This is a genomic window from Alkalibacter mobilis (genome assembly GCF_015594845.1).
Taxonomy (GTDB): domain Bacteria; phylum Bacillota; class Clostridia; order Eubacteriales; family Alkalibacteraceae; genus Alkalibacter; species Alkalibacter mobilis.
The window spans coordinates 75,929-98,969 of the sequence record NZ_JADNRK010000002.1; the positions used below are offsets into that span (position 1 = coordinate 75,929).

At 39.6% G+C, this 23,041-nt stretch carries 15 protein-coding genes; 1 reads left to right on the top strand and 14 read right to left on the bottom strand.

Annotated features, from left to right (window positions below):
• Positions 1-294 precede the first annotated feature (294 nt).
• Positions 295-3,396, top strand: a complete 3,102-nt coding sequence (locus IWB18_RS01380; RefSeq protein ID WP_195681796.1) for a transglycosylase domain-containing protein — start codon at positions 295-297, stop codon at positions 3,394-3,396.
• Between the two features lie 254 nt (positions 3,397-3,650).
• Here IWB18_RS01380 and thiI read toward each other — a convergent pair whose 3' ends face one another.
• The 14 genes from thiI to IWB18_RS01450 form a co-directional block, all read right to left on the bottom strand.
• Entirely contained in the window at positions 3,651-4,823 is a 1,173-nt protein-coding gene (gene thiI / locus IWB18_RS01385) for a tRNA uracil 4-sulfurtransferase ThiI (protein ID WP_195681797.1), read from the bottom strand.
• A 1-nt stretch (position 4,824) separates the two neighbouring features.
• Complete coding sequence (locus IWB18_RS01390; RefSeq protein ID WP_195681798.1) at positions 4,825-5,982, bottom strand: cysteine desulfurase family protein; 1,158 nt, start codon at positions 5,980-5,982, stop codon at positions 4,825-4,827.
• A 12-nt stretch (positions 5,983-5,994) separates the two neighbouring features.
• Positions 5,995-7,119: a hypothetical protein gene (locus IWB18_RS01395; RefSeq protein ID WP_195681799.1), complete on the bottom strand. Its 1,125-nt coding sequence runs from the start codon at positions 7,117-7,119 to the stop codon at positions 5,995-5,997.
• Complete coding sequence (locus tag IWB18_RS01400; protein WP_195681800.1) at positions 7,116-7,412, bottom strand: YkvA family protein; 297 nt, start codon at positions 7,410-7,412, stop codon at positions 7,116-7,118. The genes IWB18_RS01395 and IWB18_RS01400 overlap by 4 nt, the downstream gene beginning before the upstream one ends.
• Before the next feature lie 5 nt (positions 7,413-7,417).
• Complete coding sequence (locus IWB18_RS01405) at positions 7,418-7,609, bottom strand: hypothetical protein (protein ID WP_195681801.1); 192 nt, start codon at positions 7,607-7,609, stop codon at positions 7,418-7,420.
• Between the two features lie 11 nt (positions 7,610-7,620).
• The gene (dcd, locus tag IWB18_RS01410) at positions 7,621-8,154 is read right to left on the bottom strand and encodes a dCTP deaminase (RefSeq protein WP_195681802.1); all 534 of its coding nucleotides are present in this window, start codon (positions 8,152-8,154) and stop codon (positions 7,621-7,623) included.
• A 24-nt stretch (positions 8,155-8,178) separates the two neighbouring features.
• Complete coding sequence (locus IWB18_RS01415) at positions 8,179-10,551, bottom strand: endonuclease MutS2 (protein ID WP_195681803.1); 2,373 nt, start codon at positions 10,549-10,551, stop codon at positions 8,179-8,181.
• Between the two features lies 1 nt (position 10,552).
• A complete protein-coding gene (locus tag IWB18_RS01420) occupies positions 10,553-12,946 on the bottom strand; it encodes a U32 family peptidase (protein WP_195681804.1) in 2,394 nt (797 codons plus the stop codon).
• Positions 12,943-14,238, bottom strand: coding sequence for a D-alanyl-D-alanine carboxypeptidase (locus IWB18_RS01425; protein ID WP_195681805.1), 1,296 nt, complete (start codon positions 14,236-14,238; stop codon positions 12,943-12,945). Before IWB18_RS01425 ends, IWB18_RS01420 begins: the two co-directional genes overlap by 4 nt.
• Positions 14,235-17,162: an insulinase family protein gene (locus tag IWB18_RS01430; RefSeq protein WP_195681806.1), complete on the bottom strand. Its 2,928-nt coding sequence runs from the start codon at positions 17,160-17,162 to the stop codon at positions 14,235-14,237. The genes IWB18_RS01425 and IWB18_RS01430 overlap by 4 nt, the downstream gene beginning before the upstream one ends.
• Before the next feature lie 12 nt (positions 17,163-17,174).
• Positions 17,175-18,500, bottom strand: coding sequence for a replication-associated recombination protein A (locus tag IWB18_RS01435; RefSeq protein WP_195681807.1), 1,326 nt, complete (start codon positions 18,498-18,500; stop codon positions 17,175-17,177).
• 13 nt (positions 18,501-18,513) lie between these two features.
• Positions 18,514-19,551: a low-specificity L-threonine aldolase gene (gene ltaE, locus IWB18_RS01440; protein ID WP_195681808.1), complete on the bottom strand. Its 1,038-nt coding sequence runs from the start codon at positions 19,549-19,551 to the stop codon at positions 18,514-18,516.
• A complete protein-coding gene (locus IWB18_RS01445; protein WP_195681809.1) occupies positions 19,526-21,586 on the bottom strand; it encodes an N-6 DNA methylase in 2,061 nt (686 codons plus the stop codon). The genes ltaE and IWB18_RS01445 overlap by 26 nt, the downstream gene beginning before the upstream one ends.
• A 211-nt stretch (positions 21,587-21,797) precedes the next feature.
• Positions 21,798-23,030 carry a serine hydroxymethyltransferase gene (locus IWB18_RS01450; protein ID WP_195681810.1) on the bottom strand — a complete coding sequence of 411 codons (1,233 nt, stop codon included), beginning with the start codon at positions 23,028-23,030 and terminating at the stop codon, positions 21,798-21,800.
• Between the last annotated feature and the right edge of the window lie 11 nt (positions 23,031-23,041).

Genomic DNA, 23,041 nt, shown 5'->3' on the forward strand with positions numbered 1-23,041 from the left:
TGCAGTTTCCAAGATCTCACAGCCAAGGATCTCGTCTCTGAACAAACAGACAATGGGCACATGTTTCCTTCTACGCACTTTCAAACTATCTTTAAATTATAATAAGTATAAGGATCGTTGTCAAACAAATCTTCTTTTTTCAATATAATATATGCGGCTTTCGTCCACTTTTACACCTTATACAAAATATATACAAGTAATGTCCAAAAGGTAATATTCCATTAAAAAGATTGATATTTAACCTACATTGAAGTTATAATTGTAATGATAATTTCTAATCAAGGAGGCATACTAATGTCAGAAAACTCTAAAGAGACGCAAAAAGCTTCTGCGGTCAACAAGGATACAAACGATAAAAATAAAGGAAAACGTAAAAAAAAGAAGACCTTGACGGGAAAGCAAAAGGTCTTTAAAGCTTTTAAGATAACCATACTCGTATTGATGATAATGATACTGCTGGGCGGTATCGTAGGCGGAGCATTGGCCTACAGTTGGATAAAAGACGCACCAAATCTTGACATGACCAGATTTGAATACATAGAACCTTCGGTCATAGTGGATAAAAACGGCGATTTTTACCAGGAACTCCAAGGCAAGGAAAAACGTGAAATTGTAACCATCGACCAAATACCCGAATTGGTTCAAAATGCGTTCATCTCCATCGAAGACGAACGTTTTGAAACCCACAACGGCGTGGACATCCAAGGTTTCACAAGGGCTGCTTTGGAAGTGGTAAGGACCGGATCTTTGAGCGGACCCGGTGGAAGCACCATAACTCAACAGTTGATAAAATTGACTCACCTTACTCCGGAAAAGGCTTTGGAAAGAAAGATAGTCGAGATCTATCTTGCAATGGAACTTGAAAAAGTATTCACCAAAGACCAAATTCTGGAAGCCTATCTGAACAAAATCAACTTTGCCTACGCCTGGGGCGTTCAGTCAGCCTCGAAAGTATACTTCGGCAAAAATGTTTCGGAGTTGACCGTTGCACAGGCCGCATCACTTGCTTCCATAATAAAAAGCCCTACAAATTACAAACCCTACATCATCGAAGAACTTGAAGACGGAACTTTCGGTATCAAAAAAGACGAAGATGGAAAAGTTGTATACAACGAAAAAAATCAAAGCCGTGCCCTCTCAGTAGTAGCAAAAATGCAAGAATTGGGCCATATAAATGCAGAAGAAGCTCAAGTTGCAACCGAGCAGCTTAAAAACAACGATTTTGGACTTCAAGAACCTGCCCAATCCGAAATTTACTCATTCTTTACAGATGCATTGTACGATCAACTGACTGCAGATCTACTTGCAAATGAGGACTTTAACTTTGAATCCAAAGAAGAGGCGCAAAACTACCTTTTGAATTCAGGATTGACGATACATTCTACCATTGACCCAAGTGTTCAAAAGGTCCTGGACGAAAAATTCAGTGACGATTCCCTGTTCCCAAGCCAGTCTTCAACAGCAAAAAGAGCTTCTGAAGCCTTGAGCGCAGACACTGGCGAAGAAGTCAATCTCACTCCTGAAGGTGCGATGACCATAGTAGAGAATTCGACAGGCCATGTAGTTGGAATGATCGGTGGAAGAAGCAAGGAAAGCAGTAGATCTCTAAACAGAGCGACACAGAAATTTCAGGTGGGATCTTCTACAAAGCCTTTAACAGTTTATGGCCCAGGACTAGAGTCAAAAAAGATCACCCTGGCCACAACTTATGATGATCAGCCTATTTTGATCGGTAGAAACTGGGATCCCGGCAATGCCGGTGAAAGCAGTTACGCTGGAATGACAACTATCCGAGAAGGTCTGAGACGTTCTAAAAACGTCATAGCCGTACAGGCTTTTTACGATATAGGAGTTGAGACTTCGGTAAAATACGCCGAACTTCTTGGACTTGAACTGGTTAAGGAAGGCGATGTCAACGATCTTAATGCATCGGCTTTGTCTCTTGGAGGCTACACTTACGGACAGACCACCCTTACAATGGCAAGTGCTTTTTCGACATTCCCTGATCAAGGAGTAAGAACTGAACCGATAATGTACACAAAAATTTCAGACAGCAAAGGTAATGTTGTTCTTGAGAATCCCCAGGAAAAAATCAGGGTATTTTCAGAACAGACGGCATATTTGATCACTGACGTTCTAAAAACAGCCGTTAGAGGTGGAACCACATCTATTTCAGTGTCTGGTACAGAAATCGCTGGTAAAACCGGCACAACAAATGAACAAATGCACGCTTGGTTTGCAGGTTATTCACCCTACTATTCAGCATCAGTATGGTATGGATACGACCAAAACAAAGTTGTTGCAGGCGGAAAAACATATGTTTTGAATATCGGACTGTCAGGCGGTAGCAGCAGAGGTCCCGCAAAAATGTGGGAAGCAGTAATGCGAGACATCCACAAAGATCTTGAAAGTGCGAAATTACCTTCTCAGCCAAGCGGGATCGTAACTGCTAGTGTAGACAGGATTTCTGGGTTGCTTCCTACCGAACTTACTGCCAAGGATCCTAGAGGTTCTACAGTAATAAGTGAAAAATTTATATCCGGCACCGTTCCAACAGAATCGGATGATTACCATATTGAAGTAAGAATCGATGTGTCTACTGGAAAAGTGGCTTCTGACTACTGTCCCGAACACCTTGTGGAAACCGTAGTAAGGATTCTGAAACCTGATGACAGATTCCCTTCAGTAGTTAAGCCATTAAGGGCAAATTACATACCTGGTCCCGAAAGAGGCGTTCTTGCTCCGGATCTGGATGACATTTGTACTGTTCACACCGGAAACTCTATAGTTGATCTGGCAATATTGGGCAGTAACGGCGGTACCATAGACAATATTACTATCGAACAAGGTCAAAGCACGACCATCAGGGTAAGAGGAGTAACTCAGATGGGAGATTATGTGGATATTCAAAGCGGAACATTGACTGTTACTCCAAGCACCGGTAATGTATCTGTTACTCCGGCAGGCAGTGGAAACTATACTGTTTCAGCTCTATCTGCCGGCAAAGGCACCATAACTGCAAATATAACCTACGAGTACAAAGTAACTACGGGCGCTCAAACCGAGACCAAGACTTACAGCTACAGTGATACTTTGAACTACACGGTCACCCAGGCAAACAGACCGCCCCAGATATCCCTGGAGTACGGTGGTAAGAGTGGAACTAATATTTCATTTGAAATCGCCGCTGGAACAGCCTTTGCAGAGAACGCAGTTAAAAAGAATGTAAGCGATCCTGACGGAGGAAATCCAAAGGTTACAACTTCCATCACTTTCAACGGAAGTCCAGTTAACAAGGTGGATACCGACAAAACCGGCAATTATGTATTGGCCTACACGGCAACGGATAATGAAGGTGCTACGGCCAAGGCTACCTTGACATTGACAGTTAAATAGGAAAAATAAAGGATCTGCTCTTTCTATTTTGAAGAGCAGATCCTTTTATATTGATATTATATTTCCTTTGTTATTGTCGAGATCCTTCGACAAGCTCAGGATGACGAATCAATATGGGACGTCATTCTGAACGAATGTGAAGAATCTAAGTATTTGTGGAGATCCTTCGGCGGGCTCAGGATGACGATATGTGGAATGATCAGTGTGGTCGTCATTCTGAATGAATATGAAGAATCTAATCGATCAATCGGTTGTCACTTGGGATAAATTGTAATTATCTCCGTATTATCGATTGCCTCACTAATCATTTCGTCGATGTCTTTCAGCTTGGACTCTTCCTTAAGAACGTATTCCAATTTGGGTTTTGTCTGAGGATGTTTCGGCACAAATATAGTACAGCAATCCTCATAAGGCAATATGGATGTCTCAAAAGTGTCGATTTCGTTGGCTATGTCGATTATTGCGTGTTTGTCCATACCAATTACCGGTCTGAATACAGGCAGATCCGTGGCAGCGTTGGTAACTGCAAGACTTTCCAATGTCTGGCTTGCCACCTGTCCGATACTCTCTCCTGTTATCAATGCCAAAGCTCCATTTTTAACTGCAAGTTCAGATGCGATCTTCATCATGTAGCGTCGCATTATCAATGTGGAATATTTTTCTTCGCAGAACTCCCCTATAGCCAGCTGTATATCCGTAAATGGAACTACAAACAATTTTATCCTTCCGGAGTAGGCCGCAACCTTTTCCATCAATTTTACGACCTTGTCCTTGGCTCTTTCGCTTGTGTAGGGATATGAATGAAAGTGGACACCCATCAGTTCAACGCCTCTTTGAGCTATCATATATCCTGCGACAGGACTGTCAATACCACCTGAAATCAAAAGTGCAGCCTTTCCTCCAGTTCCCACAGGCAATCCGTTCTTTCCGGGTATTATCTCGGTATAAAGGTAGGCTTTTTCTCTTATTTCCACAAATAAGGTGAATTGGGGTTCGTGGACGTCAACTTTTAAGTTTGGGAAAGTCTTTAATAGGTGCCCACCCAAATAACCGTTAAGTTCAGGGGAAGTCATGGGGAAATTTTTGTCCCCTCTCCTTGCGTTTACTTTGAAAGTTGTCTCGTCACCCCTGCACTCTTTTTCAGTTAATATTTCAGCGACTTCCTTGATATTCTCCAAATCTTTTTCCACCACGGATGCAACGCTTATGGATGCAATGCCGAATACTTTTTTCAAAGCCTCACAAGCTCTATGTATGTCTTCTTCTGCAAGTCTTATTATAAAACGACCTTGTATTTTTTCAATTTTCTTGTTTTTCAAAGACTTCAGACTGTCTTTGATATTTCTTATAAGAACATCGATGAAATAATGTTTATTTAATCCTTTTAATCCTATTTCACCGTATCTGATCAATATAATTTTCTCCAAATTATTTCCTCCTGGTAAATTTTCTTATTTTTGAAGTTTCTTCAGCCAAAGCCTCTATGCATTTGTCTATTTCATTTAACGTATTGTGTTTGGAAAAACTTACTCTAAGAGTCCCTTCGATGTAATCTCTTGGTATATTTATGGCTTCCAATACATGGCTGGTACGATTTTTTTTCGATGAACATGCAGAACCTGTAGATACGTAGATCTCTTTTTTCTCCAATGCATGAAGCAGGATTTCACCTTTTACGTTTTTTAACGATATACTTATAATGAAATCTGCAAAATCATCCCTTTGAGGGCTGTTGATTATCACTTCATCGACAGCACTTGCAACCTTGGATATAAAATATTTTTTTAATGATACAAAACGATCGGTGTTTGATTTCATGTCGATGTTTTGAAGCACTTTTGTAAACCCGGCTATCGAAGCGACGTTTTCAGTTCCAGATCTGAATCCAGACTCCTGGCCTCCGCCCAAAATCAGAGGCGGCAGATTCAATCCCTGCCTGATGTAAACACCACCAAGCCCCTTGGGACCGTGCAGCTTATGGGCACTAAAGGTCAGCATATCCAAGTTGCATGAATTAATATCGATAACACTCTTCCCGAAACTCTGAACACAATCGGAATGAAACAAGGTTTTTTTCGAATTCTTTTTTACTAATTCACCAATTCTTTTCAAATCTTGAATAGCACCTGTTTCGTTGTTTATCATCATAATGCTTACGAGTATCGTATCTCCGTTGATCGACTCCTCAAGTTTTTTAAAATCTATTTTCCCGTATTCGTCCACATCCAGATATATAACGTCCAGTCCCTGACTTTCATAATATCTGAATACTTCCAGCACTGAAGGATGTTCGATTTTTGATGTGATTATCCTGTTGCCAATTCGTTTATTTTTCTCTACTGCGCCTCTTATCAGCATGTTGTTTCCTTCAGTTCCACCTGAAGTAAAATAGATCTCCTTGGATTTGACGGAAAGCATTTCGGCAATCTTGTTTCTGCACTCTTCCACCGCTTTTTCCGCTTCCACACCCATTCTGTGAAGTGACGAGGGGTTACCATAAAGATCTTTGTGATACATTGTCATAATATCTATAGCTTCATCATCAACACAAGTGGTGGCGCTATTGTCAAAATATATCCTGCTCATCATATGCCCCCCTTAGTTTATTATCGTAATCCTGTAGGTATCTCCATTCGAATTAAAAAATATGGAATCATTTCTGTAAAATATCTGTGAGGGATTTCCAGTAAAGATCGTACCTACCAATGTGGCCTTGTGATCAGTGTACTGCTTTATCAGTACCAGTTTTGGATACCTGTAATCAAGATCAACGGGATCTTCGACGGTTATAAAATCCTTGTCGTCATTAATGCTTTTAAACAGGTTGATATCCTTGCTTTCTATGCCGGATGAATATATGTATTCCGTGGAGGTATTGAAGGTCTTGTATTCTTCAGTTTCAATCAAACCATCCTCGTTTGTAGTTTTCTTGATGGATCTTAAAATAATATTTCCGCTGTCTGATCGGTCAACGTATTCCACTGTATTGCCGTAAACATTTCTAGTGATATTTCTATAATCACCGCTATCCAGTTCCACATATACAAAATCTACCATGGAACCGTAAGTAACATCTTCTCCGTCTGAAATCATTTCTCGTGTTTCAACGAGAGCGTACAACCTGTAGCGAGTCAGGTAGAGAGGTTTTGTTATTGAAAAGTTCTCGCTCTCATCCAACGGAAGATATTGAATGACGCCATTGGAATCCGCAATAATGGTCACATAGTCATTTTTTTCGATTAGCGTTATCAATGCCTTGCTTCCGTCGCTTGATAATATATAGTCTCTTACTATTTGATCATCAGATCGTTCATACAACTGTTTTTCACCTTTGCCCTCAATGTCCATGACATAAATCCCCTGATCATTTTCATAGGCAATTTTATTTCTGTCTTGAGACAATCGGATATTCCATGAGTCCTCAGCCAATGTCCTGGTAGTGCCTTCATTAAAATCGTATATCAAAATCTTGTTGTCTGAAGTGCACAAAAGCGTATTTGAGTCTATTGCCTCAACTATGTCTCCAACAAGCTTGCTTCTTTCAGAAATATATGATCCTTCGTCAGAAACTTCAACACTTTCGAATGCCGCCTGATAATCGACACTGGGAGTCTCAGCCTCACTTATTTCATCTTCACCTGTTTTAACGTCTTCTTTTGAGCAGGAAATGGATACAAGCAACATAAAAATGACTATTCCCACAACTGTAATTTTTCTAATCATTGATTTTCGTCCTTTACGCTGTAATCAACCTTTTCATCGGGTATATATTTTTCGGATTTTGCATCTTTAGTTCGATACCTGCTGAAAATGCTGCTAAGATTGTCAAGGACTGCAAGCAAAACTAAAAGATCATCAAAATGACCCAATCCCGGAAATACGGCTTCCGGTATAAAATCAAAAGGCAGAAAAAAATAAACTATGGCAAAAATCAATACCCCTTTGCTAAGTTTTGAAACTTCCTTGTCCTTCAGCATCCTGAATATGTATTTGATATTTGATAAATTCTTAAACACAGAGCTCACCTCTTTGACCTGATCCTTTTCTTATTTCTCTTCAAGTATCTTTTGTACTCTTTATACCCGCCCTGAAAACCGCTTCTCTTGATTGAATTGTCTATGGCATTGTTGGTCTCCAAAAACATTTTCAAAAAAACCCCTGCCACCACCAATACGAACAACACCAAGAAAGTGGTGCCTAAAATGTTTGTCATATCCTCTGACCCTAGATTTCCGAATCCAGATAAACTCTGCTTCCCACTGGCTTTTTCTGGCCCTGATATTTTCCGCTGTATGGTTTTTGGGCGTACTGATCCATTGATGCGAATACAAGTTGGCATATTCTTCTGTCACTCTGCAGTTTTATAGGCAGTCTGTTTGCGTTGTACAATTCAAGGGTTATCTCCCCTTCAAACCCCGGATCCACCCAACCGGCATTCTGGATAAAGAGTCCCATTCTTCCTATGGAGCTACGCCCCTCAACGAAGGCGGTCAAATTTCCCGGCAGCTTTATATACTCTTTTGTGGTAGCCAACAAAAATGAGTGAGGCGGTATTATCACTTCATCGCATTCAAAGGAGATATACTTTATCTCGTCAGTCATGGTCATGGCTTCTATTCTATTCTCGTCCAACTTTAAAAAGTGATTTCCCAATCTAATGTCTACCGATGCAGGTTGGATCTGCTCAGGATTTATGGGATCGATCACCAACTCTCTAGTACTCAACAATTCGATTATTTTTTTATCTGATAATATCATTTAGATCTTCCTCTCATGCCTCAATTATTTTAATGTGACAATAGTGGCTCCGTCTCCACCTTCGTTGTAACCTCCCAATCGAAAATCCTCTACATTTCTATTTCGTTTTAGAAGGTCTTGTATTGTCTTTCTAAGAACACCCGTTCCTTTCCCATGGACTATGGTCACGACTTTTAAATTTGCAAGAGTTGCATCGTCCAAATACTTCTCTACATCCATTATAACATCTTCTGAAGTCATACCTCTAACATCAATGGAAGATTTTATGGCAGCGGCTTTTTTTGCTACACTTTTCGTGCTGTAGGTCTTTTTATTTTCCTCGGGTTCTACTTTGATCAAATCACTTAAATGTACCCTGAGTTTCATTATACCGGCTTCCACCAGGGTATTTCCATCCTTATCGGGTTTTGAGACGACTATTGCCTTTTGATTCATGCTTTTTATAAGAACGTCATCCCCGGGTTTGAGATTTTTAAGTTGTTTGGCAACAGATTTTTTTCCGATGGCCTTTGATTCAAACTGCGAATATATATCGTCTTCTTTTTCTTTCAGATTTTTTCTTAAATGTTCAAGTTCCTTGAATGAATCCTTGATATTTTTCGATTTAATGCTCTGCATTTCCTTGATGATGGAACTTGCTGCCTCTTTGGCTTCAGTAATTATTTCCAATGCCTCTTCACGAGCTTTGTCTTTGATTTTTTGTTTATTTTCTTCTAATTTTCTTTTCTCTATTTCAAGATACTCCGTTAAACTTGAATTTTCCTTCTTGATCTTTTCAATGTCTTCAAGCTCTCTTGCCGCTTTTTTTTGATTTTCTTGTATGTCTTTGATCACATCTTCAAATTTAAGGGTATCTTCCGTCAAATACATGTTTGCATTTTCAATTATGTTTTTGTTCAACCCCAATCTTGCAGATATCTCAAAGGCGTTGCTCTTTCCAGGAATGCCTATTGTCAATCTGTAAGTAGGGCTCAAAGTGTTTACGTCAAATTCAACACTGGCATTTTCCATTCCTGCGGTGCTCAAAGCGTATTGCTTCAACTCACTGTAATGGGTAGTCACCATGCAGTAGGATCCCTTATTATAGAGAAAATCCAATATGGACATGGCAAGTGCCGCACCCTCTACCGGATCGGTCCCTGCGCCAAGTTCATCAAAAAGGACCAGACTGTTTTCATCCGCCTCCTCTACGATCTTGACGATATTTGACATGTGCGATGAAAACGTGCTTAGACTTTGCTCAATACTTTGCTCGTCGCCTATATCGGCATAGACACTCTTGAAAACACAAATTTCACTATCTTCCTTTACAGGAATGAACATCCCCGTTTGGTACATGAGACTCAATAAACCGGTAGTCTTTAAAGCAACTGTCTTGCCACCGGTATTCGGCCCGGTAACGATAAGCACGGAATAGTCCTTGCCTATCCTTATGTCAGATGCCACCACCTGGTCCTTTGGTATGAGAGGGTGTCTGCATTGTTTCAGATCCAGGACCTTATTCTGGCTTGATCTGGGTCTGCTACCGTTGATTTCCAAGGCATATCGGCTCTTTGCAAACACCACGTCAAGGTGCACCATTATATCATAGTTGAATTTTAAAGAAATTTCATTATCCCCAACCAGAATTGTAAGCTCTAAGAGTATTTTTTCTATCTCCCTGGATTCTTCCATTCGCAGGGTTCGTATGTTGTTGTTTAGCTCTACAATAGCCATTGGTTCTATGAATAATGTGGCACCGCTTGATGATTGGTCGTGAACTATCCCGGGAACACTGCCTCTGGATTCCTGTTTTACAGGAATAACGTATCTGTCCTGTCTTATAGTAATGATATTGTCCTGTAGATGTTTTTGATAAGCCGATGATGAAATCATGCTGTTAAGCTTTTCTCTGATTTGAGCATTTTTCCTATTTATCTCTCTTCTTATACGAAATAGTTCCGGAGAAGCGCTGTCGCTTATTTCATCTTCTGATAAAATCGCATTTTCGATACTCTTTCTGAGTTGCACAAGCGGATCCAAAGAATCAAACAATTCATGGATCGCAGGAACTATTATTTCTGAATTCTCCAATTTTTCAAAGTACTTGATCAAATCCCAAATGATTTTCAAAAAATCTCTTACCGCAAGAAACTCGCTTAAAGTAAGGATCGAGTTTATTGAAGCTCTCTTTATACTGTTTCTTATATCTTTGAAAGGAGCCATGGGAATATTGCCGTTCTTGAAAAGAACAATGGTGCCCTGGTCTGTCTCATCCAACATCTTATTTATTTCGTATTCGTCTGCGGAGGGGACCAAACTCATTATCTCGTCCTTTGCAGTCTGTGACTGGGCAAAAGACGATAGGATATTTAAAATTTTATCGTACTCCAAAACCTTTAAAGCTCTTTTGTTCATTCTACAATACACCTCGCCTAAAATGACCCTTTGTAAAGCCGTCTCTATGTCTTTCTATATAATCATCGTAATTACTCCGCAATACGTCAATTGCATATTTGTAGAGTTGTATTAGTTCTTCCGGTTTTTCGTTTTCCCACAAATTATCGATCCTCAGTTTTTTTAACATGGCAAGATTCTTGATTTCATCTAAGAGACAAAGTTCTTTAGAATTAAAAATGTGAGTTCTTCCAAAACCATCTTTCTTCACGGGAAATTTAAATCCCATCCCATCCTCCAGATAGAATCTCTTGCCCGCAGATACGCTCTCTTCCAAATCATACTGAAGGATCATCAAATCTTTTCTGCCATGAACCACAAGACTCACATCCAAATCAGGATCGGACTCCAGTTCGCATATCTCATCGAAATTCAGTTCCGGTGACAAGTATACGTTGCCGATTCCAAGTTCTTTAAATGCCGCCATTGAATAACTGTTGAAGATATTAAGATTATCGTCCCCATCCAAGGGTTTTCCTGTATTTTGAAGAAGTCTTATAGCTTCAAAGGAGCCTGCAAGAAATCCGTCAAAATCAAGTTTCATAATGTTATCAAGATTTCTCTTGATATTTTCAGATTCACTTTTTCTGATCACTCTGGAAAATGAGAACAGGATCGATTTTCCAACATCCTTCGCCATCGCGGACGCTCTCTTGAAAACCTCAACATTTAATGGTTCATCCCAACCAAAAACAATTTCATCCGCTTTTGTTTTTGCGACTCTTTTCATATTTTCCAAATCAGTAACTCTCACAGACAATATACGGTCCTTTACAATCTTTCTTTTTAAACTTTCCTGCTTATGCGGCAAAACAGGGGCGATTTCGATTTTTGGTCTTTGGTACTGTCTGAGAACGGCTGATTCCAGTTCAGCTACAGCTTTTCTTCTAAGTTCATTCAAGGAGCTTACAGCCATAAAAATATTTTCATCAACCTGTATTTCCAGTTCAGATACCTCAAAAAAAGTATCTTTCATCTTGATAAGTTGTTCTTTGATCCTTTCAGCAGTCAAAGGAGCTTTCCTGGCAATTTGCACAGGTTCCTCCCCTTGAATTTTAATATCGATGTTGTTAAAGATCATTTCAATTTCAGGCTTATCTCCTACATGAAAACAAGCTTTCATTTTCACATGATTCTTTTGCGCCTTAGCCAAGTTCATGTCATCGGAAATTTTTTGTCTGGTTCTGACGTCATGGGTTTTATATATAACATCACCTTCAAACACGGGTTTTCTCAAATTTATATACGAATAGTCCCCTTTAGAAATCTTACCTGCAGGTTTAAAATTTTTATCAAACAGGCTTGATAGAGTCTCGCCGAAGTTTTCACCTTTGCTTTTTATGAAAACCCCGTCTCCTTGCGAAAGGTCAACAAGGCTCTTGAATCCATAATTGTAACCATTCACTTTATTGATAATTCCAGCTTTTATAAATTTTTCGTCTGTTTTTGATCCTTCGATCAATTTTTCACTTTCAGGGCTTTCATTTAAGAGGTAACCTGTGGTATACTTTCTGTTAAATACATCATTAACGTCATAGTTTATGCTTTTGGGTGTAACTTCACCAGATTCATGTACTGCTTGCCTGTAAGCTTTGACCACTGTATGCACATAGTCCGGATTTTTCAGCCTTCCCTCAATCTTTATTGAATCGATACCTGTATCGATTATCCTGTCGATTATTTCAAGTGTGTTGAGATCCATGGGACTTATAAGCCTTCCCTTTGCCAGTTCCTTCCCCTGTAAGTTTAATAATTTATATTCTTTTCTGCAAGGTTGAGCGCATCTTCCCCTGTTGCCGCTTCTGTTGCCAATCATACTGCTCATGTAGCACTGACCCGAGTATGAGATACAAATCGCCCCATGGGAAAATATCTTTATTTCTGCTTTTGAGTTTTCCTTTATGTATTTTATTTCTTCCAGAGTCAACTCTCTTGCCAGTACTATTCTGAAAAAACCCATTTCTTCAAGCAACTTGACCCCTTCAAGTTCGTGAATGAACATTTGAGTACTGCTGTGGATCTTGAAATCCGGATAATTCTTTTTCAAAAGTTTGAAAAGGCCTAAATCTTGAACTATCAAGCCATCAACATTTTCGTTGTATAAGAATCCCGCCAGATCAATTGCTCCTTTTATTTCATTGTCTTTAAGGGCGATGTTTATTGCCACATACAACTTTACACCAAACATATGGCACAATTTTACGCTTTCGCGTATTTCATTTTCATCAAAGTTTTGCCCTCTCTGCCTGGCATTGAACTCTTTAGCTCCAATGTAAACTCCATCTGCACCAGCATATACCGCGGCTTTCAATGCGTCTAAAGTTCCGGCTGGAGCCAAAATTTCAGGTTTCTTCATCTCTTCACCAATTTCCTTGTAATCAACAATATCAAAGTCAGAGCAACTAATGCCATGACCAAATATGCAATCATGTTTTTATTTTCAATCCTTTCATCAACCGAAAGCATTGTTTCTCCTATTATTTCGCCTCCTGAATAAACAAGGAGTTTGCCTACTGTTTCTCCAGGAAATATGTCCTCTTCCAGGTCGTAAGTGTTTTCACCTTTGTATTTTAAACTGGATGATGTGATCTTTATTTCGTATTTGATTCCATCAATTTCGTCTCTATTTGATAAAAACTTGAATCCAGCGCCATTTATCAGCGAAACATCCATTTCTTTCGTCCCAAATCCTAAATCTATTGTTATTTCGCCAACCAGGTCGCCTTTCTTAGGAGTTTCCATCATGATCATGTTTTCAAAAACCATATCGATCATAGAATTTCCTTGAGGATAGATATTTTCTAAATCACTCTTAAGGATCACTCCAATCAAAGATATGCCGTCTCTTTCCGCTGAAAAAACCACGCATCTACCGGCTTCATTAGTATTTCCGGTCTTCATTCCATTCACATATGGGTTGTAATCTGGATTTGAACCTGTACGGCGTAAAAACCAGATATCATCCAAAGTTTCATGCAGAAATACGTTGGTGGAATAAAAGACCAGCTCCTGATCGATTCCGTGATAGACTGGTTTAGACACAAGATCATTCAAAAACGTGTCCTTCTGGATGTAAAGTGCCAATTTCAGCATATCCTCTGCCGTTGTGTAATGGGATTCGTCATGAAGACCGTGGGGATTTGTAAAATTTGAATCGATCATGCCAAGTTCCATGGCTTTTTCATTCATCAAGTTTGAGAAAACTTCTAAGGCTTTGGCAATATCCATGTTGGGATCATCAACACTTTTTCTCGCAGTCAAAACAGCAACCGTGTTTGCAGCATCATTGCCTGAAGGCAGCAGCATGGCTGCCATCAAATCGGCAAAGATCATTTCCCTTCCTTCTTTTAAGCCTGCTCTGCTGCTGTCTGATGAAATCATGTGGATTTCAGGTCCAGGAACAATTTTTTCGTCCAATTCCATGTAGTCCATGGCGACCGCAGCCGTCATCAATTTTGTCAGGCTTGCCGGATATCTGCGTTCATTTTCAGTTATGCCGTAGAGTATCTGACCGGTGTTTTTTTCATATAACAATACCGAGGTATCTCCTTGCGTCTGATAGTCAAATATTGCTTCCGCCTTTGCAGGATCGGATAACAACAATAAAACAAAAAGAACCGTCCCTATTGTTTTTATAAGTGTTTTCATTTGAATATATTGATTACGGTTCCGAACAACTTCTCTTCTTTTCTTATCTTGTTTTCATCCCCTAAAACACATATGTAATTTTGTTCCATAGCAGCTTTTATCTGCATGGCCGCATCTTTCAGGGCTGTCAGATCGCAATCGAGTATTTCCGTTCTTTCCTTTTGAAGCATATCGTCATCAACATTTCTAAAATAATTTCCTGTGGATACCAGTCCCTTCATGGACGGAGTCATTGGTGTGTCCAAACCGCTGATTGTACCGATTATGTACTTGTCCAATTCAGTTCTGCTTATTTCGAGGCCATTTAAATATTCATGCGCCTTATCAAACGTTTCAAGGGTCGGTGTAAGATTGGGATCCCTGTAAGATCCCATGAAAATGGCACCGCTTCTTCCGGCAGAGAAGAACGCTCCGTAGGCTCCGCCTTGTACTCTGACTTTGTTCCACAGGTAGTCGGTACTCAAAATCGTCTTTGCCACCTGCATTGAAGCTTTGTAATCAAAACCTAAAAGCTTGGTGTTGTATGCCTTTCCAACGTAAAGTACTTTGCCGGGGGTTGCTATCCCTTCGTTTAGAGCTCCTTTTTCAAAAGTCAAATCCGCCTTTTCTTTTAGATCATCAGACAGTTTTTCATACATGGTTTTAATTCTTCCCATAGTTTTGTCAAAACCCTCGTTGCTGGCGGTAATGCTGACATGAAGCCCGTTGGAATCAAAAATTCGATTTGATATTTGGGAAAGTTTTTCAAATATCTCTTCCCAGTCAGAGTCAAACCGCTCGTTCAAGTCACATAAAAATCTGTAATAATCCAATCCTGCTATAGCCTCGACGTACTTGGAAGTATCGCTTAAATAGGACATGACCCTTCCAGAGACTATCTTATGTCCTACAGTCATAAAGTCCATTTCCACTTTTGATTTCTGGCTCTGAAGAACTTCCTTCAGCCTTTGTTTTTCATCGAACCTTGATTTGAATATTATTTCTTCAATAATGTTGAAAAGTTCATCCGTCTTTTCTTCCAACACTCTTGATTTGACGCTGAATTTAGGACTGAATACATCATTTTTCAATGTATCTGCAAAAATTTCCACGTCAAAATCCACACCGCCCGTGTGTATTTCTATGGCGTTGTTTAACTTCACATAATCATATTTTTCGGTGCCGGCCTCTCCCAGATACAAGGATAGCAGGGAAAGATACCCCAAATCTTCTTTTTCAATATGGTCTACATCAAAATACAAATTTATGTAGTTGATGCCATTTGTATTAATGTCGTGATAAATAATTTCAGAATTTTTGTAAGAACTGATTTCAATTGGAATAGGTTCGTATTCCTTTTTTATTTCAGACACCGGTAATACAGGTATCTTTTTGATATCTTCTTCCCTGTCAGGACTGTTTTGAACGTCAATAAGCCAAAGGGTCTTTTCAACCAGCATTTCCACTTCTTCGTCAGTAAGGCTTTTTTTGTAGGATGCAAGAAATTCCCTGGTCTCCCTGTCGTTTGCTGAAGCCAATCCCTTTTCGGGTTTTAATACGACAAGGCTTACATGGTTGTTGTTCAGCATATATTTCTCTATAAGTTGCTCAAAATATCCTTCGCTTGATTTAGCTTTGATGTTATCTATATAATTTTGATACTGCAGATGTATTGCAGGATCTTCGTCATGAAGCCAGCTTTCCATGATTTCTATTCCATATATCAGTCCTTTGGGATAAGACCCGTGGTCGGACTCTCGCAATTTAAATTCTGTGTAGTTTATAGCACCTTCGACCATGTCCTTGTCCAAACCATTTTCTACCAAGTCTCTCAATGTCTTATCTAAAATCGTTTTGAATTTTTTTATCTTGTCTTCATCTGAATTTTTAACTATGACGCTGAATACGGGCTGCAGGATGCTGCCGTCATAATGTCCTTCCACGTCCTGTCCTATTTCGGCTTCAAGCAAAGCCTTGTTTACAGGAGAGGATTGTGCATCTGTTAAAATATGCGTAAGAATATCCAGTGCCAAATGAAGTTCTCCGTCTGTGCATCTGTGAGTAACGTAATTCATTGAAAGAAATGTTTTACTGCTCTCATCTTCGCTTTCTCCGATCGGGTACGTATAAATGGTCTCCATTGGTTCGTCGAAGGCTTTCTGAACCGGTATACTCGAATCTATCTCCATTTTTTCAAAGTTAGACAAGTATTCTTCATCGATGTACTTCAGATGTTCAAGAACTTCACCGTCACCATACAGATAAATGTAACTGTTGGACGGATGGTAATATTTTTTGTGAAAATCAAGGAAGTCCTCGTATCTCAAATTGGGTATCTCGGCAGGATCACCACCGGATTCATTGCCATACGGTGTATCAGGGAATACAGTTTCTTGAATTTTTCTTCCCAGTACATCCTCGGGATTTGAAAAAGCGCCTTTCATCTCGTTGTAGACTACACCGTTATACGTTATGTCGTCATCTTTGTCTTCCAAATGATAATGCCATCCTTCCTGAAGGAAGATTTCCTTGTGATCATATATCCTTGGAAAGAAAACAGCATCAAGATAAACATCCATCAAATTCATAAAGTCTTTACTATTTGTGCTGGCAACGGGATACATGGTCTTGTCAGGAAACGTCATGGCATTCAAAAATGTATTTAAAGATCCTTTTATCAGTTCTACAAAGGGTTCCTTCACAGGATACTTTCTTGACCCGCATAGCACTGAATGCTCGAGTATGTGGGGCAATCCTGTGGAATCATCAGGCGGGGTCCTGAAAGTTATGGAAAAGACCTTGTTATCGTCATCGTTTACTAGATAATACAGTCTGGCCCCGGTTTTCTCATGTTCAAAAAGCAATCCCGTTGAATCATTTTCCTTGATGTATTTTGAATCTACCAATTTGAATCCGCTGTATACCTGGTTTATATTTAAATTCATGATTTCATTCCTTTACTTTAATTTGGTTTGTTCCAAATATTCTTTTATTTTTTTTTCGTAACCTAGATCTGTGGGATAGTAGTATCGTACGTCTTCCATTCCAATGGGCATATAATTTTGTTCAATATAATGATTTTCGTATTCATGTGGGTAATTGTAACCTTTTCCGTGCCCCAAATCTTTAGCTCCCTTGTAGTGCGAATCTTTAAGGTGATTTGGCACATCTCCAGTCCGCTTGTTTTGAATATCGGACAAAGCTCTGTTAATAGCCATGTACGACGCGTTGCTCTTGGGCGCTCCTGCCAGATATGTCACTGCTTGTGAAAGATTGATCCTTGCCTCCGGCATGCCGATTATCTCAAGTGCCCTGAAAGCGCTAACTGCAATATTTAATGCATTGGGATCTGCATTTCCTATATCTTCTGATGCAGAGATAATGATTCGCCTGGCAATAAATTTGGGATCTTCGCCGGCCCAGAGCATCTTTGCCATCCAGTACAATGCTGCATCCGGATCAGATCCTCGAATGCTTTTAATAAATGCCGAAGCGTTGTCGTAATGATTGTCTCCATCCTTGTCGTATTGAATGGCTCTTTTTTGAATGCACTCCTGAGCGGTTTCCAAATCGATGTGAACAATGCCGTCATTACTCTCTTCAGTGGTAAGCACTGCAAGCTCCAAGGCATTTAATGCATTTCTGGCATCTCCGTTGGAGACTTGGGAAAAGTGATCCAATGCTTTTTCATCTATCACTGCTTTGTAGCCTCCAAGCCCTTTGGTTTCATCTGCAAGGGCTCTTTTCAATATCATCTTGACAGCCTCGTTTTCCAGCCTGTTAAGCTTGAAAATCCTTGATCTCGATACCAAGGGGGCATTCACTTCAAAATACGGATTTTCAGTAGTTGCGCCCACCAGCACGATACTGCCTTCTTCAACAGACGGTAAAAGAGCATCCTGTTGCGACTTGTTGAATCTGTGGATCTCATCAATAAACAAGATCGTTTTAATACCGTACATCCCGAGATCTTCCTTTGCCTTTTCAACAACGGATCGGATATCCTTGACTCCCGATGTAACGGCGTTCAATTGAACAAAATTAGATTTTGTCGAATTGGCTATTATACGAGCCAAAGTGGTCTTTCCTGTACCAGGTGGACCGTAAAGTATTATAGAAGTCACCCGATCTGCTTTTATCATTCTATAAAGCAATTTGTTTTTATCGACAATATGCTCCTGACCATAAAAATCCTCAAGAGTTTCCGGACGCATCCTGCTGGCCAAAGGGCCGCTGGATTTTAAATTGTCGTTTAAATTTTGTGTGAAAAAATCCTGTTGCATGGGATTTTCCCCCTTAAATTGTTTTTATTACCTTTGAGGTTTTTTCAATCGTTGTCTTCACATCTTCTGTGGTGATGTAGTAGTGCAGTACAAACCGCAATCTTGTAGGACTTATGGGACTAACTAAAATGCCTTCATGTTTCAGTCCTTCCTTAAGATCATTGACATTTATGTTCTCATCCGTAATATCACACATAACTATGTTTGTCATAACTGTATCCATGTTTACATCCAGGCCGTTTATATCTTTAAGCCCTTTTGCAAGGGACAAGGCATTATCGTGGTCTTCTTGCAACCTATTGGTCATTTCCGTCAAAGCGACTATACCGGCTGCCGCCAGTACACCTCCCTGCCGAATTCCTCCCCCAAGCATCTTTCTGACTCTTCTTGATCTTTCGATAAAATCCGCATCTCCTGCCAATAGAGATCCTACAGGTGCGCACAACCCTTTCGAAAGACAGAACATAACTGAATCACTATGCATTGTCAATTCCGATACCTGTACCCCAAGATAAGTGGATGCATTGAAGATCCTTGCTCCGTCCAAGTGAACTTTTATATTTTGCGTTCTAGCGAATTCGTATATCTCTTCCATGTTTTCTTTGGATGAAACGGTACCACCGCATTTATTATGGGTATTTTCCATGCAAATAAGTGATGTGACTGGAAAATGTATATCTTCAGCCCTTACGGCGTCCTTAATATCCTGTAACCTCATGGTTCCCATATCAGAAGTTATCTGCTTGCTTTGCACGCCACTTATGGCGCTTATGCCCCCAACCTCATATGTGTGTATGTGACAATTTTCTTCAAGAATCACTTCATCGCCGTGATGAGTGTGCACTTTGACTGCTATCTGATTACCCATGGTACCACTGGGAACAAAAAGAGCTTTTTCCTTGCCGGTCATTTGTGCTCCGAGTTCCTCCAATTTTTTGATCGTCGGATCTTCACGATAAACATCGTCCCCAACTTCTGCTTCGTACATAGCTTTTCTCATGACCTCGGTCGGTTTCGTTATCGTATCACTTCGATAATCCATCACTTTCATAGTATTCCCCTTTTCTTTTATGTTGATTCAAATAATTTTCTATGATTTTAATCTCTTCCATCGAAATATCGAAAATTTTGTAAACAAACTTATTCAGATCATCGATATGGGCATCTCTTTTAAATATATCAGTTTCATTTTGGATAATATCGTGAAGTTCTTCGAGCTTTAAAGCCACTCTATTTTCAAGACAGGGCAGTTTTAGTTTTCCGACAGTATTAGGATAATACTCGTAAAGCTCATTGCCCAACTTCTTCCCAAATGATTTGAAGTAAAATTCATAAAGATTTGAATTCAGCAAAGCAACTATGGTTTTATAGCCGTAATTCAACATCAAATTTTTTTTGATTGTAAAACCGTAAATGTCTGCACTGAAATACCTTTTTCCCACATCCAGTGCAAATCGGTTCTCTTTAGATTTATAAGGAAACACTATCTTATTCTGATCAAAATTCGCGGGTTCACGTCCCCATTGGAGGTGAAACCATTTGCGTATGCCGGATTTGCATTCCCTTCTTTTGGATAACCTCTCTTTGTACGCTTCAAGTCGTTCTTCAAGTATGTCCCATCCGTTTATTTCATCTACAAGATCGGTATACAAAACATTTTTTGTACTGTGTTGTATGCTAAATTTAGTTATGTGACTGTTCTTTATCCATGGTTTTGCAATCTCGTCTGGAAATGATGGTGCGAGTCTCGAGTCAATTACAAAAGCATTGTCCAAACCGGTTATTACCCCTTGATAACTTTCCCAGACAGATTCGAGGTCGATCATGGATTTTTTGTGCATCTTATTGAAAATCCCTTCAAAATCTGGGTTGTTTATTTTCCATGAACCCATTTCATTTGGATCAAAAATCAGTTCACACTTTTCAAATCGATCAGCATCATTTAACTGGTTCAAACCCGGCAGTTTATCTCCCTTGCTTATTTTACCGGAAAGTCTGTATATAAGGGCCTTTGTTCGTTCATTCTCATAATCGGTCTTTGTCAAAAAAGTGATGGAAGGATCCACTTTGGCTCCCGGTATTATTCTGCAACCGTAATAGTCGATTATTTGATCTATCCTTGAATTTGCGGCAATATACCTGCGAATACCCCTGGCATTATGAGCTTCCATGAAGTATCGAGAAGTTACAAAGGTCAGTTTCCCACATGTTTGCAGGCTTTCCAAGGCTCTTTTCATAAAACAGTATGAGATGTCGCCCTTGTCGTAGAAAACATCGGAATAAGGATCTTTGAGTCTCACGAAGTACTCTCTATCCAATTGTTTGTGACCTATGTAGGGTGGATTTCCCACAATGATATCAAATTTCAGGTCATCATCGCTGTCATAAAATAAAAAATCCTGTTTTATGATATTTTTAGGTTTGTGAAACTTCTTATATTTCAAGCTTAAAACCAGTGAGCTAATTAAAATACCTTTGATATCAGTGTCGAAACCGTACAAGACATCTTGAAGTATAGCTATGTGATATTTGTCTGTCCCCTTGCCATCTTTGCAGATTTGATCCATGTATTTGTCATACATTTTAGAGAGAAAAAAACCTGAACCACATGCAGGATCCAGTATTTTATTACCGATCAAAGAATTTGATGCGTGATAATCCCCGATCAGGTCTACAATTTTTTCCGGGGTATAATACATGCCCTTTTTCTTTTTATCGGAAATTTTCGAAAAGTATTCATAAACCATTCCTAAAAAAATGGAATCGATGTTTTTTAATGACATGCCATTTATAATGTATTCTTTAACAAGACTCCTATCCTGCGATGACAAATGATGATCAGGCTCCGAATAGATCGATATTTCTCCCGGTGCCCATAACCCGAGTATGTTGTCAAACTTGAAAGAATCGAATATTCTATCGTCAATTTTGGCAGTTATGTAGTTTTTGTCCCTGAGAAGTTTTAAAAAAACTGCCTTTACCATTAGCATTTGATCTTCAGGGGAGTTGAGAGCTTTGTGATATTTTTTCAATTCTTTTAAATATGTCGTGTGATTCAAATCTTCACCTCGATTAAGTTCTGACATATTATTATATCATTATATCAAATTCAATAAAAGAACCAACCTGGCTTTTAAACGCAAAGGGTTTATTTACGGTTCATAAAATCTCTCATCTGGAGGTTTGTCCTAAGGATCTGCTCAGTTACTCAGATCCTCCGCTTCAGTTAAATATGACGGCACGGAACCGGTCCGCAAAATAAAAACCCGGAATGAACCTGATCATCCCGGGCAAACATCAATCTCTATATGCTGGATACTGAGTACAAAGGCCTGCAACCTGTTTTCTTGCCGACTCTGCATCCTTGTTTATTAAACAATCGTAAATTGCCTGAGCAATAGTTTCCATATGCTCTTCCTTCATTCCTCTTGCTGTAACCACAGGAGTTCCGATCCTGATGCCACTGGTTACAAAAGGGCTTTCCGGATCAAATGGTATCGCATTCTTATTTACAGTTATATTTACTTCATCCAAAGCCTTTTCTGCAAATTTCCCTGTCAATCCGAAATTTCTCAAGTCCAAAAGCATCAAATGATTATCCGTTCCATTGGATAAAAGTTTGAAACCTTTATCCATCAAAGCCTTGCCAAGCGCTTTTGCATTTAAAGCGACCTGTTTTTGGTACTCTGTAAATTCTGGACTTAAAGCCTCTTTCAATGCTACTGCTTTTGCTGCAATTATATGCATTAGGGGCCCACCCTGGCTTCCTGGGAATATGGCTTTGTCGATAGCCTTTCCAAGCTCTTTCCTGCAAAGGATGGCACCACCTCGTGGTCCTCTCAAAGTTTTGTGTGTGGTTGTAGTAACTATATCAGCGTGAGGTATCGGACTTGGATGTACACCTGCTGCAACTAACCCGGCAATATGCGCCATATCAACCATAAAAAGCGCTCCAACGTCTTTTGCTATTTTTGAAATTCTTTCAAAGTCGATAGTTCTAGGATAAGCGCTTGCACCTGCAACTATCAATTTAGGATTATTTTCCTTCGCCAATTTTTCCAATTGATCATAGTCCAGCAATTCTGTGTCCTTATTGATCCCGTATGAAATAAAATTGTAGTATTTTCCGGACATGCTGACAGGACTACCGTGACTCAAATGTCCTCCATGTGCCAGATCCATGCCTAGCACCGTATCTCCCGGTTCCAGAAAAGCAAAGTAAACAGCCATGTTGGCTTGTACCCCCGAATGTGGTTGAACATTTGAATACTCGGCGCCGAAGAGTTTTTCAATTCGCTCTTTGGCTATTGTTTCCACCACGTCTACATGTTCACATCCTCCGTAGTATCTCTTCCCTGGATATCCTTCCGCATATTTATTCGTAAGGTGGCTACCCATGACTTCGATTACCTCTTTGCTTACCAAATTTTCGGAAGCTATAAGTTCAAGGTTGTTTTCTTGTCTTTGAAGCTCTTTTTCCATTGCATTATAAATTTCCGGATCGTAATCCTTGATTATTGAAAAACTCAAATTAACTCCTC

Coding starts and splice junctions, on each gene's coding strand:
- IWB18_RS01380 (WP_195681796.1), top strand. CDS start 295: ATGTCAGAAAACTCTAAAGAGACGCAAAAAGCTTCTGCGGTCAACAAG.
- IWB18_RS01390 (WP_195681798.1), bottom strand. CDS start 5,982: ATGAGCAGGATATATTTTGACAATAGCGCCACCACTTGTGTTGATGAT.
- IWB18_RS01395 (WP_195681799.1), bottom strand. CDS start 7,119: ATGATTAGAAAAATTACAGTTGTGGGAATAGTCATTTTTATGTTGCTT.
- IWB18_RS01405 (WP_195681801.1), bottom strand. CDS start 7,609: ATGACAAACATTTTAGGCACCACTTTCTTGGTGTTGTTCGTATTGGTG.
- dcd (WP_195681802.1), bottom strand. CDS start 8,154: ATGATATTATCAGATAAAAAAATAATCGAATTGTTGAGTACTAGAGAG.
- IWB18_RS01415 (WP_195681803.1), bottom strand. CDS start 10,551: ATGAACAAAAGAGCTTTAAAGGTTTTGGAGTACGATAAAATTTTAAAT.
- IWB18_RS01420 (WP_195681804.1), bottom strand. CDS start 12,946: ATGAAGAAACCTGAAATTTTGGCTCCAGCCGGAACTTTAGACGCATTG.
- IWB18_RS01425 (WP_195681805.1), bottom strand. CDS start 14,238: ATGAAAACACTTATAAAAACAATAGGGACGGTTCTTTTTGTTTTATTG.
- IWB18_RS01430 (WP_195681806.1), bottom strand. CDS start 17,162: ATGAATTTAAATATAAACCAGGTATACAGCGGATTCAAATTGGTAGAT.
- IWB18_RS01435 (WP_195681807.1), bottom strand. CDS start 18,500: ATGCAACAGGATTTTTTCACACAAAATTTAAACGACAATTTAAAATCC.
- ltaE (WP_195681808.1), bottom strand. CDS start 19,551: ATGAAAGTGATGGATTATCGAAGTGATACGATAACGAAACCGACCGAG.
- IWB18_RS01445 (WP_195681809.1), bottom strand. CDS start 21,586: ATGTCAGAACTTAATCGAGGTGAAGATTTGAATCACACGACATATTTA.